Below are 13,169 nucleotides of genomic sequence, written 5' to 3' on the forward strand. Positions count from 1 at the left end.
CGCCGGGTCAGCGCGGAACCTGGCGGTTGCTATAGGTGATCTGGATCCGCACCCATTCGCCGAACTGTTCCTTGCCGCCAATGCGCGGCGGGCGCACCCGGAACTGCCACGAAGCCGCCAGCACGGCCCGCAGCAGGTTGGACCCTTGCGGCTGTTCGGAGATGCCGGTGCATTCCTCCACCCGGTAGCCCGTCACCACCTTGCAGGCGATCAGGCCATAGCCCGGCCCGGTGGCGGTCGACAGATAGCCTGCCAGCTCGTTGTCGGTGGGTTCGCGGTACCAGCGGGCGGCATACATCGGCTCCCCGTTGGGTGCGCTGCCGACGCGTTCGGTGTCACCGGGAACGCCCGCGCCCGCCGGCGGCGCGGGCGGGCCATAGACCGGCCCCTGCGCAGCGGGGGGCCGGCGCGGAGGGGCCGGCGGTGCGGTGGCAGGGGTTGGCGGGCGAATGGTCGCGGGCCGGGGCAGGACCAGCGCCGGCGGCGGCGGGGCGGGCACGTCAGCCACGGTGGGGCGGGGCGCCGGTGGCTGTTCCTGTTGGGTCGGCTGCGTTTCCGCCGGTTCCGGCACCGGTTCAGCCGCCGTTGTGGCTTCGCTTTCCTCTTCCACAGGTGGAGCAGCGGGCGCGACGTCGAACGCGGTGATCGCCGGACCGTCAGGCTCCCCCGGCCGGGTGATGCCGGTGCCCAGCGTCAGCAGGATCAGCAGCAGCAGCACCTCGATGCCGACGGCCACGGCAATGCCGATGGCGCGGTCGCCAAGGCGCTGTCGCAGCCGGGCGATCAGCGTCAATGCAGGTTCATCGGGCAGGGCAGGGGGCGCCATCACGGGCGGCCATAGCGGCGGGCGTCGGCGAAACCAATCGCCGACGCCAATCATATCGGCCGATCAATGTCGGGTATGCTGCTCCACCGCCTCGCGCAGTACATCGATCAGGTGATCGGGCGGACACGGCTTGGTGCAGGCCCATGCCTGCGGGTATCGGGCATGGACCTCTCCCGGCGTGACATGGCCGGAATGGAAGATGATCGGCACGCCCGCCGCCGTCAGCGCATCGGCCAGCGGGAACACTTCTCCATCGCTGGTGTGGACGTCCAGAATCGCCGCATCCGGCAGGTCCTGGTCGATCGCCACAAACGCATGTTCCTTGTCGGCGTAAGGTCCATCCAGCTCGAAACCGAGATCGCGGACCGTCTCGGACAGGTCCAGTGCGATGATAAACTCGTCTTCCACGACCAGAACCTTGGGCCGTCCGTTATTCAACGTCGCCATTATTGTTCTCCTGTGGAGCAGGTGCGTGCTCCAGTGCTTGACAGGACGAACAGGGCAGCGGGAGGGAAGGTTCCCCGTACGCAATCATACGCGGCCGAAGCGTTCTTCATATCCGGCGATGTCGTCAGCTGCCAGCAACCGGGCCTGCAAGGGCCAGTCATCACGCCGGATGCGGCCCTGGAAGCGGCCGAGCTGCGGGTTGATGCGGTCGATCTCGGCATCGTCCCACGCCGCGATCTGTTCCAGCCGCGTGATGCCGAGCAGTTGCAGCTGGTCCACCAGCTTGGGGCCGAGGCCCTTGATCCGCAGCAATTCGCTTTGGCCATCGAGCGCAGGCTGCGGCACGTCCGCCACCATCGGCGGCGGGGGCGTCACCGTAGCGCCGGCCAGGATTGCCTCCTCCACCCCCGCCATGTCGTCGAGCGGGATCGACACGGGCTCGGCGACGGGGGACGGCGCCGGTGATGGAACAGGGGCAGGGGACGGCGCAGGGGGCGCGAATGGCGCAGGAGCGGCGGCTGGTGCAGGGATCGGCGAAGGCCCGGCGGCTGGCGGCGCATCGATCAGCGCCTGGTTACGGCGGGCGGGTGCATCAGCCGTGCTCTCGTCGCGGCTCAGGTCCACGCGCGTGCGCCGGTTTGCGGCGATGATCCACAGCAAGATCAGCGCGGCGATGGCCAGCGCGATCACGACAAGCAGCCAGTTGGCCTCGATCCATTGCGTCATGGGCACCTCCTGTAGAGCGCAGCCGGTGCGGCTGACAAGCTAGAGCGGGTCCGGCCCGCGCAGCGGCTTGGGCGATTCCAGTGGCTCCGTGCTGTCGGCCTCGGCTTCCTTCGCCAGCTTGCGGGTGAACAGGACGCGATCCTCCGGACCGAAGCCCCTGCGCCAGATCACCCAGCCATAGGCAGCCAGGATCATCGGGATGCCGAACACCAGCTCTGCCCATTCGGGCAGGCGGATGGCGATCTGCCCCACGGCCGTTGCCACCAGCGCGGCCCAGACCAGCGCCCAGCGCCAGTTGTTGACCATGTGACCCAGGATCCGGCCGAGCAGCGTCGCCTTGGCCAGCGAGGCCGCGGCCAGCGCCACCATCAGGCACGCCGCCGCCAGCGCCGCGCGCCAGCTGCCGGGCAGGTCATAGGCGTCGGCCACCAGCATGGCGGTGACCGTCAGCCCGCCCTGCAGCACGATGGTGGCGATCGACAGCCATAGATTGCGCAGCCGCGCGACATAGACCAGCGCGCTTTCGGACACGACCGCGGTAGCCGCCACCACCTCCGCCAGCAGCAGGAAGGCCAGCGCGCCATTGCCGCCGACGAAGCCCGGCCCGACGATGCCCATGATTGCCTCCCCCGGGATCCCCAGCGCCAGCGACACACCGGCCTGCGCCGCGGTAATCCAGAAACCGACCTGGCAGACCTGCTTGGCGATGCCGGCATAGTCCTTTTCCGCCAGCTTGCGGGTCAGCACCGGGCCGAGGATCGGTTCGAAACTGGTCTTCAGCTTCTGCGGCAGGCTGGCGACCTGCTGTGCCACGTAATAGATGCCGACCGCAGCCGGTACCGCAAACAGGCCCAGGATGAAGATGTCCAGCCGGCGGGTGCCCCATTCGATCGCGTCGGCCGCCGCCAGCGGACTGCCACGCGCCACCAGCCGCTTGCTGCGCGACAGCGACGGCCGCCAGCCACGCGGAAGGCCATAGCTGCGGCTGTAGGGGATCAACGCCGTCAGCAGCGCGGCATAGATGCTGCTGAGATAGGCCAGCGCCAGCCCGCTGTCAGGCAGCACGAACCACAGCACTGCCGCCATGATGCTGATTGTCCACGGCTCCACTACCGCGCGCGCACGCACCGTGGCCGCGATGTCGAAGCGGTAGGCCTGCGCCGCCAGCACGATCTCCGTCAGCGCCAGCGCGGGTATCGCCAGCACCAGCAGCCGGTCCCAGCGGGAGAAGTCGCCGCTGGGGAACATCGGCGCGGGCACCAGCCACAGACAGATCGCCGCCAGCCCGCCGGCGATTGTCGCCAGCAGCAGACCGTCCGCGATCACGGCCGGCGGCGGGCGCCCGCCCTCCGCCACGTCCGGCTCGTCCGACAGGCGCTGCGCCAGTCCGCGCTTCTCGCCGATGGTGCACAGCATGGCCGAAACTTCGACGATGATGACGGCAGACGCGAAGCGCCCCAGTTCGGCTGGGCCATACAGGCGCCCGGCGATGAACAGGAAGGGCAGGCGGGCCGCCAGCCGCAATATGAAGCCGAGCAGGTTGGTGCGGCCGCCCTTGGCCAGGGCCGCCATGTCGCCGCCCGCCGGCTCCTTTGCATCCACAGCCTGGGTCACCCGGGCAGCCCTTCGGCGGCCAGCGGGCGGGCGAGCAGTTCGTCGGCGATGGCACGGGCCGGTGCGCCTTGCAGCAGCCGATGCACGGCATCGCAGATCGGCATGGCGATACCCCGCAGGGCGGCAAGTTCGGCCAGCACGGGTGCCGTATGCGCACCTTCGGCCACGGTGCGCCGGTCGGTCAGCAGGGCGGCGGGCGCCTGCCCTTCGCCCATCGCCTTGCCCAGGCTGAAATTGCGGCTGGCGGTGGAGGAGCAGGTCAGCACCAGGTCGCCCAGGCCGCACAGCCCGGCCAGCGTCTCCGCCCGGCCACCCAGCGCCGTGCCGAAGCGCAGCATCTCCGCATAGCCGCGCGAGATCAGCGCCGCGCGGGCGTTGAGGCCGAGGCCGAGGCCGTCCACCACGCCGCAGGCAATGGCGAGGACGTTCTTGATCGCGCCGCCCACCTCGGCACCGGCGACATCGTCAGTGTAGTAGGGCCGGAAGGTGCGCCGGGCGATGGCCGGGGCCAGCCGCGCCCATTGCGCCGCGCCACCGCTGCACGCCAGCGTGACGGCGGTCGGCATGCCGGCGGCGACCTCGTGTGCGAAGGTCGGGCCGGACAGGACGGCGATCTCCGATCCCGGCGCGGCATCGTGCGCAACCTGATGCAGCAGCCGCAGGGATCCCGCCTCGATCCCCTTGGCGCACAGCACCAGGTCACGGGGGATCACCGGCATGGCAGCCAGCACGCTGCCCAGATGCTGCGCCGGGGTCACCAGCAATGCGATATCGGCCACTCCTGCCTGCGCCAGATCGGCGGTCGCGTGGATGGTGGGCGCCAGCATCGCGCCAGGCAGATAGGGCTGGTTGCCGTCGCCATTATTGATGGCCGCTGCCAGCCCGGCTTCCCGCGCCCACAGGGTCACGGGCGTGCCGTTGGCGGCCAGCATCTGCGCCAGGGCGGTGCCCCATGCGCCGGCGCCGATCACGCTGATCACGCTCACCCCTTCACCCCCGCGCCCCGCACCGGCTCCGCCGCGGGGTCGAGCGGCCAGCGCGGGCGGGCGGAGATGTCCAGCGGATCGGGCGTGAAGCCGGCCTGCAGCCGTTCGATGCCCGCCCAGGCGATCATTGCCGCATTGTCCGTGCACAGTGCCGCCGGCGGGGCGACGAAGCGCAATCCCTGCTCGGCCGCCAGACCTTCCAGCGCGACGCGCACCGCGCGGTTGCTGGCGACCCCGCCCGCCACGACCAGCGCCCGGACCGCGCCCATGCCGGCCAGCCCGCGCCGCGTGCGATCCAGCAGGCAGTCGATCGCGGCCTGCTGGAAGCTGGCGGCAATGTCGGCTGTGGCATGGCGGCCGCTGTCATGCGCCCGCAATACGGCGCTCTTCAGGCCGGCGAAGCTGAAATGCGGCTCGGCACTGCCGAACAGCGGGCGGGGCAGCGGTACGGCGTGGGCATCGCCGATGGCGGCGTGCCGCTCGACCGCCGGTCCGCCGGGGAAGCCAAGGCCCAGGATCTTGGCGGTCTTGTCGAACGCCTCTCCCAGGGCGTCGTCGATGGTGGTGGCGATGCGGGCGTAATGGCCCACGCCGTCCACCCGCAACAGCTGGCAATGACCGCCCGACACCAGCAGCAGCGCATAGGGAAAGGCCAGCGCGGGATCGGCCAGGCGCGGGCTGAGCGCGTGCCCTTCCAAGTGGTTCACGGCCAGCAGCGGCTTGTCGCCCGCCATGGCCAGCGCCTTGGCGGTGACCAGGCCGACCATGACCCCGCCGATCAGCCCCGGCCCGGCAGTGGCGGCGATCGCATCGCAATCGGCCAGGGTGATGCCAGCCTCCGCCAGCACCCGCCCGATCATGGGAGTCAGCCGTTCGGCATGGGCGCGCGCCGCAATCTCCGGCACCACGCCGCCGAAGGGGGCATGGTCCGCATCCTGGCTGGCGATCGCCTGCGCCACGATCGTGCGATCGGCGGTGACCAGCGCCGCGGCCGTCTCGTCGCAGCTGCTTTCAATACCCAGTACCAGCATGGTGTTCTTGCCCTTGGACAAAGAGCGGCTTTAGGGCAAGCGGACCCGCAATGCCCGAAATCATTCTCCGCCTCGGTACCCGTCGCTCGCCGCTCGCCATGGCGCAGGCGGAGGAAACGCGTGACCGGCTGGCCACAGCCCACGGGATTTCGCCCGATGCCATCGAACTGGTCCCGGTAACCGCCAGCGGCGACAAGGTGCAGGACCGTTCGCTGGCCGAGATCGGCGGAAAGGCGCTGTGGACCCGCGAACTGGATGCGTGGCTGGCGGAAGGGCGCATCGATGGGGCGGTGCATTCGCTGAAGGATGTGGAGACGCTGCGTCCCCCGGAACTGGCGCTGCCGGCGATCCTGCCGCGCGCGGACAAGCGCGACCGGCTGCTGGGTGCGGCCAGCATCTCCGCCCTGCCGCAAGGGGCGGTGGTGGGCACCAGTGCCCCGCGGCGGGCGGCGCAGCTGCTGCACCTGCGGCCCGATTGCCGGGTGGTGACGTTTCGCGGCAATGTCGCAACCCGCATGGCGAAGCTGGCGGCGGGGGAGGTGGATGCCACTTTCCTGGCGGCCGCCGGCCTGCAACGGCTGGGCGAGGATGGTGTCGGCCATCCGCTCGATCCCGAAGACTGGCTGCCGGCGCCGTCACAGGGGGCCATCGGCGTGGAATGCCGGGCTGGCGACCTGCGGGTGCAGGACTTGCTGGCCGCCATCGACCACACGCCCAGCCGGGTGGAGGTGATGGCCGAGCGCGCGCTGCTGGCCGGGCTGGGTGGCAATTGCCACAGCCCGATCGCCGTCCTGTGCGACGGCACGATGGTGACCGCCGCCTTGTTCAGCCCGGATGGTGCGGAGAAGGTGTGGGGGCAAGGCAGCGACCCCGCTGCGCTGGCGGCCGACCTGCTGGCCCGTGCGACACCGGGGATCGCGGTGCATTTCAGCGGCCCACCGGGATGAGCGGCTGCGTGCCCGTCATCGCCATCCGGCCCGAGCCCGGCAATGCCGCCACTATCGCCGCCGGGTCGGCGCTGGACCTGCCGATCCACGGCCACCCGCTGTTCGCCGTGGTGCCGCTGCCCTGGTCCGCCCCTCCGCCTGCCCAGGTCGATGCGTTGCTGCTGGGCAGCGCAAACGCCCTGCGCCATGGCGGGGCGCACCTGGCGCAATACCGGGGCAAACCGGCGCTGTGCGTCGGCGCCGCCACTGCGGAAGCGGCACGGGAGGCCGGGCTGATCGTGCAGGCGGTCGGTGCCGGCGGGTTGCAGCAGGTGCTCGACACACAGCCCGGCAACCCGGCGCGATTGCTGCGGCTGGGCGGGCGCAGCCATGTGGCGGTGGTGCCGCCACCCGGTGCCGCGATCACCTTCGTGGCCGTGTATGACGTGGTGCCGCAGCCCTGTGACGACGATCTCCGGGCCCTGCTGCAGCGGCCCTGCATCGTCCTGCTCCATTCCGCCGACGCCAGCGCGCATCTCGCGGCCGAGTTCACGCGCATGGGCCTGTCGCGCGGGCAAGTGGCGCTGGCGACTCTTGGCCCGCGCATCTCCGCGGCTGCGGGGCAGGGGTGGCGCCAGGTCGCCGACGCGCGCCAGCCGAACGATTCCGCACTGCTGGCACTGGCCGCCCAATTGTGCCAAGACTGGCGGTGATGGATCGTTTTGGAGACGGCGGGACGGGCACTGGCCCGCTTGGCGCGATGATGGATGCCGGCTACCCGGCCGATGAGCCTGCCGGCAGCCCGGCGCGGCGCAGCGGTCGGACGCGAGCCATGCTGGGCCTCGCGATCGGCTCGTTCCTGGTCGGCGCGGCGGCGATCTATCTGGTCGACCATCGGCAGCAGCTGCAGGATGGCACCCTGTTCACGCTGGACGAACCGGCGGCGCAGCCTTCGAAACCGGCAGTGGCAATGCCCGCGACGGCACCGCGCCCAGTGGTGGCCCTGCTCCCGCCCGAGCCGATCGAGACGCGCCTCGCCGATCTGGAGCAGCGGCTCGCCCGCCTGGATCTGCGGGCGGAGGCGGCCGCCGGCAATGCCGCGCGGGCAGAGGGATTGCTGATCGCGTTTGCCGCGCGCCGGGCGCTCGATCGCGGCGCGCCGCTTGGCTACCTGGCGGATCAGTTGCGGCTGCGCTTTGCCGACGGACATCCGAACGCCGTCGGCACGGTGATTGCCGCGGCCGCCGACCCCGTCACGCTCGATCAGCTGATCGCCCGGCTGGACGGACTGCACACCAGACTGGCCGGTGCGCCCGATGACGAAGGCGTTTGGACCTGGATCCGGCGCGAGGCCGGGCACCTGTTCGTGATCCGCCGGGAAGATACGCCGTCGCCCGCCGCCGAACAGCGGCTGCAGCGCGCCCGGCTGTTCCTCGAATCCGGCCGGATCGATTCCGCGATGGCGGAGGTGCAGCTGCTGCCCAATGCCGGCACCGCGGCCGACTGGCTGGGCGATGCCCGCCGCTTCTCCGCCGCGCAGAAGGCGCTGGACCTGCTGGAGACGGCCGCAATCCTGGATGCGCGGACCCTGCGCAACGGCGTCGGGCAACCGGTGGAGCAGCTGAGCCCGGCAGCGGAACCGCCACTGGGCGAGCCGTCAGCCGCGCAATAGTTCGGGCAGGTCGCCGGAAACGCCGCGCGCCTCGTCCATGAACCAGCGCTTCAGGGAAGGGGTACGCTGCACCACGCCCATGCCCAGCCGCCGCGCCACGCTGGGCAGGCGGCCGGGAATGCCGAACAGCCGGGTCAGGCTGTCCGTCGCCAGCGCCACGGTGAAGGTGTCCAGTCCGCGCCATGTCTCGTACCGCGCCAGCAGCTGCGCATCGCCGGGGTCCAGGCCGAGGCGGCGCCCTTCCGCGAGCACCTGCACCAGCGCACCAACGTCCCGCAGGCCCAGGTTGAACCCCTGGCCGGCGATCGGGTGGATGCCGTGCCCGGCATCGCCCACCAGCGCCAGCCGGTCGGCGGTGATCTTCGCCGTATGATGGAAGCCAAGCGGCCAGCCGGCCCGCGGGCCGTTCAGTTCCAGCGCGCCGAACATGCCGCCCATACGCTTGCTCACCTCCGCCAGGAAGGCGCGCGGGGACAGCGCCAGCACGCCGGCCGCATCATCCTCGCTGACCGTCCACACCAGCGCACTGCGATGGCGGCCCTGCGCATCATCCTGCAACGGCAACAGGGCGAAGGGCCCGGCCGAGTAGAAGATCTCCCACGCGACGCCGCCATGCGGGCGTTCGTGGATCAGCCCGGCGATTATCGCGCGATGCCGGTAGTCCCACCGGGCAACGGTGATGCCGGCTTCTTCCCGCGTGGGCGATTGCCGCCCTTCGGCCGCCACCATCAGCGCCGCTTCCAGCCGGGTGCCGTCGGCGAGCGTGGCGGCGACGCCATGCTCGCCTCGTTCGCGGGCGACGACATGCGCCTTCTGGTGCCACCGGACCAGCGGTTCGCGCTCGGCCGCGCGGAACAGGGCCAGGCGCAGGTCGCGATTGGCGAACATGCGGCCCAGCGTGCCTTCGTGCGGCTCCGGCTGGAAGTCGATCCGGCCGGGCCGCATCGCATCGGTCACGGCGATGGAGGTGATCGGGCAGCCCAGCGGCTCCAGCCCTTCGGCGATGCCCAGGTTGGTGAACAGGTTCCAGCTGGCCGTGCTGATCGCACTGGCGCGACCGTCGAAACCGTCGGCCGTCAGTTCGGCCATGTCGGCGCGGTCGACCACGTGACTGGTCATTCCCTTGCGGGCCGCGGCCAGCGCCAGCGTCATGCCCACCAGCCCACCGCCCAGGATCAGGAGTTCGCGCTTGTCCGCCATGAGGCAGAGCCCTAGAGGCACAGACACTATGGGCGCAAGCATGATGGCAGTGATACGGTGCCTGCTGGCGCTGCTGATCCTCTGGACCGTTCCTGTTCACGCGCAGGTTGCGCCCCCGACGCATATCGCAGCCGAACTCGCGGCCGAGCAGGCGGCAGTGCCGGGCGGGCAAGTCACGCTGGCGCTGGCCTTCCGGCCGGAAGCAGGCTGGCACGGCTACTGGTCCAATCCGGGCGATGCTGGGTACGGCATGCGGCTGGAATGGACCGTGCCACCGGGCTGGAGCGTGGGGGAACCGCAATACCCGGTGCCGCAACGCCTGCTGATCGGCGGCCTGATGAACCATGTCTATGCCGGGCCCTATGCCGTGCTGCTGCCGGTGAACGTGCCGGCGGGTGCCAGCGGCATCGTACCGGTCGAGGTGCATGCCGAATGGCTGGCCTGCACCGACCAGATCTGCGTGCCGGAAAGCGCGAACCTGACATTGCGGCTGGCGGTCGCGGGCTCCGGCCTGCCCGAACCGCAACGCGACACGCGCTTTGACGGGTGGCGTGCGGCCATGCCGGCCCTGATCGACCAGCCGGCGCGCTTCCAGTTGACCGGCAATGCGCTGCGTATCGCGATCCCGCTGCCCGGCGACGCACCGCTGGAGGCGCCGCATCTGTTCCTGCAGACGGAACAGCTGGTGGATTATGGCGGTGACCAGCGCTTCTTCCGCAACGGCAACATGCTGATCGCGGAGCTGCCACGGGCAGGACTCAATGCCAGCCCACAGGTGATCGAGGGGGTTCTGACCTTGGGCGGAGCAGCCCAAGGCCTGCGGTTCAGCGGCACCGCCGGCGTGGTGCCCGCGGGTGGCGAGCCGGTGGGCAACCAGGCCATGGTGGACGCGCCGTTCTGGCTGCTGGTCGGCGGGGCGCTGCTGGGCGGGCTGATCCTGAACCTGATGCCGTGTGTGTTCCCGATCCTCAGCCTCAAGGCGCTGACCCTGGCCCGCGCCGGGGAGAGTGCGACGGGCGCGCGGCGGGAAGGGGTCGCTTATACCGCCGGCGTATTGCTGGCCTGCCTGGCCTTGGGCGGACTGCTGCTGGCCTTGCGCGCCGGCGGCAGCGAAATCGGCTGGGCGTTCCAGCTGCAGCAGCCCGGTGTAGTGGCGGCGCTGCTGGTGCTGAGCGTGGCAATCGCCGCCAATCTGGCCGGCCTGTATGAACTGCCATCGCTGTCCGTAACCCGGTCGGGCGGCCGGTCCAGCGCCTTTGCCACCGGCCTGCTGGCCGCCTTTGTGGCGACGCCGTGCACCGGGCCCTTCATGGCCGCGGCGATGGGCGCGGCGCTGCTGCTGCCCCCGTGGCAGGGGCTGGTGCTGTTCGCCACGCTGGGCCTGGGGCTGGCGCTGCCGTTCCTCCTGCTCGGCTTCGTGCCGGCGTTGCGGCGGGTGCTGCCGCGGCCGGGCGCATGGATGGCGCGGTTGCAGCGCGTGCTGGCGGTGCCGATGGGGCTGACCGCGCTGGCGCTGCTCTGGCTGGCGTGGCGGCTGGGGGGCACCGGCTTTGCGCTGCTCACGCTGGTGCTGGCGGTGCTTGTCGTTGCGCTGCTGGTGCTGTGGCAGCGCGGTGACCGGCTGAAGCTTGCCGGCGCTGCTGCCCTGTCGATCATGGCCGTGGCGCTGCTGCCGTTCGCGCAGACCACCCCGGCGGCGCGTGACGAGGGCGGGCTGCTGGCGGCTCAGCCCTTCAGCGAGGCGGCGCTGGCGCAGGCCCGGGCGAGCGGCAAGCCGGTCTTCGTGTGGTTCACGGCCGACTGGTGCCTGACCTGCAAGGTCAACGAAAGCGCCGCCATTGAACGGGAGGCGACCCGCGCCGCCTTCGAGCAGGCGGGCGTGGTGGCGCTACGCGGAGACTGGACGCGCAGCGATCCGGCCATCACCCGCTTTCTGACGCAGCATGGCGTGGCGGGCGTGCCGCTCTACCTGTGGTATGCGCCGGGTGCGGATGCGGAGGTGCTGCCGCAGGTCTTGCGGCCAGGGACCTTGCCGGCGCTGGCGGGGGGCTGAGGGGCCCGGTCCGGCCCTACTGGTCCAGCGCCTCGACCGCCTGCTCCACCTGCTGCGCCCGTTTCATCGCCCCGCCGGCGCGGCACCAGCGGACGAATTCCGCCGGGATGCGGCTGGCGCCGACCAGCAAGGTGCCGCCGCCGGGCAGCGTCGCCTCGATGGTGCGCGGTCCGGCGAAGACCGACAGCTGCGGATCGGTGGCGTCCACCGCCCCCTGCCAGCGCCACTTGCCGTCGACCAGCGCGGCATCGACCTTGAAGCGGGAGATCGCGCCATTGCCGATCACCGGGAACAGCGCTTGCTGGCCCGGACGGGCAGGCACATGACGCACGATGGCCAGCCGCTGCGGATTGTCGCGCAGGCGGCAGGTAAGGGTGAGGAACGGCTCCGCACCCTTGTTGCCGAAGGCGATCGACTGTCCGTTGGCGCTGACCATCCACCCCGCGTTCGACGTATCCGGGCTGGGCAGTATCGCATCGGTGTTGCCATGCGTCTGTTCGCGGGTGAACCGGCGTGACTCCCCGTCGCTTTCACCCCCGCAGGCAGCGGGCAGGAGGATCAGGGCGAGCAGGGACAGACGGCAGGCGATGCGGCGGATCATGCGGCCCCATGGCGGCCCGGCCGCGCCGATGCAAGCGGTGGTGAAACCGCCACGATGCCGGGCGGTTGAAGGGGCATGAAACGCCTTGCATTCGCGCTCGCCTGCCTTGCCCTGCCAGCCGCCGCCCCGGCGCAGGAGACCATGCCCCTGGGCCAGGATCTGGAGCGGTTCGACTATGGCGCACCGGTCCACTGGTTCGAGGCGGAGGCCCAGGGCCACAAGGTGCGCATGGCTTGGCTCGACTTCCCGCCGGCAGGGCAGGCACGGGTGGAGACGCTGGTGCTGCTGCACGGCAAGAATTTCTGCGCCGGGACCTGGGTGGAGACGGCGCGCGCGCTCAGCGCACAGGGCTGGCGGGTGATCGTGCCCGACCAGATCGGGTTCTGCAAATCGTCCAAGCCCGCGGGATTCCAGTACAGTTTTGCGCAGCTGGCCACCCTGACGCGCGACCTGCTGCAGCAGGCTGGCGTGGAGCGGCCGGTGCTGGTGGGGCATTCGACCGGCGGGATGCTGGCGCTGCATCACGCCCTGCTGTTTCCGGATCAGGTGAAGCGGCTGGTGCTGGTGAACCCGCTGGGACTGAACGACCCAATCGCGGAAGGCGCGCCCTACGCTCCGCCGGGTGCGTTGCTGGCGGAGGAGGCGAAGACCGATGCAGCGAGCATCCGCGCCTATCAGCAGCGGGTCTATTATGGCGGCGACTGGACACCTGAGTACCAGCGCTGGGTGGACATGCTGGCTGGCCAGTATGCCACCGGTGGTGGCGACCGTGTGCGCGACGCGCAGGCCCGGCTGTCGGACATGATCCAGACGCAGCCGACCGCACACCGGCTGGAACAGGTGACGGTGCCGGTCACGCTGATCATCGGGCAGGAAGACCTTACCGCCTTCCGCGGCAATACCGCGCCGGATGGCGTGACGATCGCCACGGTTCCGCAGGCTGCGGAAGCGGCGTTGAAGCGCTTCCCCAGGGCCGACCTGGTGGAAATGGCCGGGGTGGGCCACTCGCCGATGGTGCAGCGACCGGAGGAGTTCCAGTGGCTGCTCTCGGAAGTGCTGGCCCGACAGTAATCGAGGAGGAGGGGGG

At 70.8% G+C, this 13,169-nt stretch carries 13 protein-coding genes; 5 read left to right on the plus strand and 8 right to left on the minus strand.

The window, feature by feature from the left end:
• Positions 1–7: 7 nt before the first annotated feature.
• The 6 genes from PK98_RS00830 to tsaD all read right to left on the minus strand — a co-directional run bounded on the left by PK98_RS00830 (position 8) and on the right by tsaD (position 5,630).
• Positions 8–826, minus strand: a complete 819-nt coding sequence (locus tag PK98_RS00830; RefSeq protein ID WP_081996121.1) for a hypothetical protein — start codon at positions 824–826, stop codon at positions 8–10.
• A 63-nt stretch (positions 827–889) separates the two neighbouring features.
• The gene (locus PK98_RS00835; RefSeq protein WP_039093574.1) at positions 890–1,273 is read right to left on the minus strand and encodes a response regulator; all 384 of its coding nucleotides are present in this window, start codon (positions 1,271–1,273) and stop codon (positions 890–892) included.
• 84 nt (positions 1,274–1,357) lie between these two features.
• A complete protein-coding gene (locus PK98_RS00840; protein WP_039093575.1) occupies positions 1,358–1,999 on the minus strand; it encodes a hypothetical protein in 642 nt (213 codons plus the stop codon).
• A gap of 39 nt (positions 2,000–2,038) precedes the next feature.
• Positions 2,039–3,571 (minus strand): lipopolysaccharide biosynthesis protein, encoded by a 1,533-nt coding sequence (locus PK98_RS00845; RefSeq protein ID WP_052208315.1) that lies wholly within the window; start codon positions 3,569–3,571, stop codon positions 2,039–2,041.
• Between the two features lie 38 nt (positions 3,572–3,609).
• The gene (locus tag PK98_RS00850) at positions 3,610–4,599 is read right to left on the minus strand and encodes an NAD(P)H-dependent glycerol-3-phosphate dehydrogenase (protein ID WP_039093576.1); all 990 of its coding nucleotides are present in this window, start codon (positions 4,597–4,599) and stop codon (positions 3,610–3,612) included.
• A complete protein-coding gene (tsaD, locus tag PK98_RS00855; protein WP_039096061.1) occupies positions 4,596–5,630 on the minus strand; it encodes a tRNA (adenosine(37)-N6)-threonylcarbamoyltransferase complex transferase subunit TsaD in 1,035 nt (344 codons plus the stop codon). Before tsaD ends, PK98_RS00850 begins: the two co-directional genes overlap by 4 nt.
• Before the next feature lie 50 nt (positions 5,631–5,680).
• Here tsaD and hemC point away from each other — a divergent pair, with 50 nt between their 5' ends.
• From hemC to PK98_RS00870, 3 genes are read left to right on the plus strand one after another with little or no spacing between them, the layout of a single operon-like run.
• On the plus strand, positions 5,681–6,577 hold the full coding sequence (gene hemC, locus PK98_RS00860; RefSeq protein WP_081995977.1) for a hydroxymethylbilane synthase: 897 nt from the start codon (positions 5,681–5,683) through the stop codon (positions 6,575–6,577).
• A complete protein-coding gene (locus tag PK98_RS00865) occupies positions 6,574–7,269 on the plus strand; it encodes a uroporphyrinogen-III synthase (protein ID WP_039093579.1) in 696 nt (231 codons plus the stop codon). Before hemC ends, PK98_RS00865 begins: the two co-directional genes overlap by 4 nt.
• A complete protein-coding gene (locus PK98_RS00870) occupies positions 7,269–8,228 on the plus strand; it encodes an MICOS complex subunit MIC60 (RefSeq protein WP_235425346.1) in 960 nt (319 codons plus the stop codon). The genes PK98_RS00865 and PK98_RS00870 overlap by 1 nt, the downstream gene beginning before the upstream one ends.
• Here the strand turns inward: PK98_RS00870 and PK98_RS00875 are convergent.
• The gene (locus PK98_RS00875; RefSeq protein WP_039093581.1) at positions 8,214–9,428 is read right to left on the minus strand and encodes an FAD-dependent monooxygenase; all 1,215 of its coding nucleotides are present in this window, start codon (positions 9,426–9,428) and stop codon (positions 8,214–8,216) included. The genes PK98_RS00870 and PK98_RS00875 overlap by 15 nt on opposite strands.
• Before the next feature lie 40 nt (positions 9,429–9,468).
• Between PK98_RS00875 and PK98_RS00880 the strand changes: the two genes are divergently transcribed.
• Positions 9,469–11,481 carry a protein-disulfide reductase DsbD family protein gene (locus PK98_RS00880; protein ID WP_235425347.1) on the plus strand — a complete coding sequence of 671 codons (2,013 nt, stop codon included), beginning with the start codon at positions 9,469–9,471 and terminating at the stop codon, positions 11,479–11,481.
• 16 nt (positions 11,482–11,497) lie between these two features.
• On the opposite strand, the gene PK98_RS16600 is transcribed toward PK98_RS00880, so the two are convergent.
• Positions 11,498–12,082: a hypothetical protein gene (locus PK98_RS16600; RefSeq protein ID WP_052207837.1), complete on the minus strand. Its 585-nt coding sequence runs from the start codon at positions 12,080–12,082 to the stop codon at positions 11,498–11,500.
• 75 nt (positions 12,083–12,157) lie between these two features.
• Here PK98_RS16600 and PK98_RS00890 point away from each other — a divergent pair, with 75 nt between their 5' ends.
• Positions 12,158–13,153 carry an alpha/beta fold hydrolase gene (locus PK98_RS00890; RefSeq protein ID WP_039093583.1) on the plus strand — a complete coding sequence of 332 codons (996 nt, stop codon included), beginning with the start codon at positions 12,158–12,160 and terminating at the stop codon, positions 13,151–13,153.
• Positions 13,154–13,169 lie beyond the last annotated feature (16 nt).

It is taken from the genome of Croceibacterium mercuriale, from assembly GCF_000802385.1.
GTDB classification, from domain to species: domain Bacteria; phylum Pseudomonadota; class Alphaproteobacteria; order Sphingomonadales; family Sphingomonadaceae; genus Croceibacterium; species Croceibacterium mercuriale.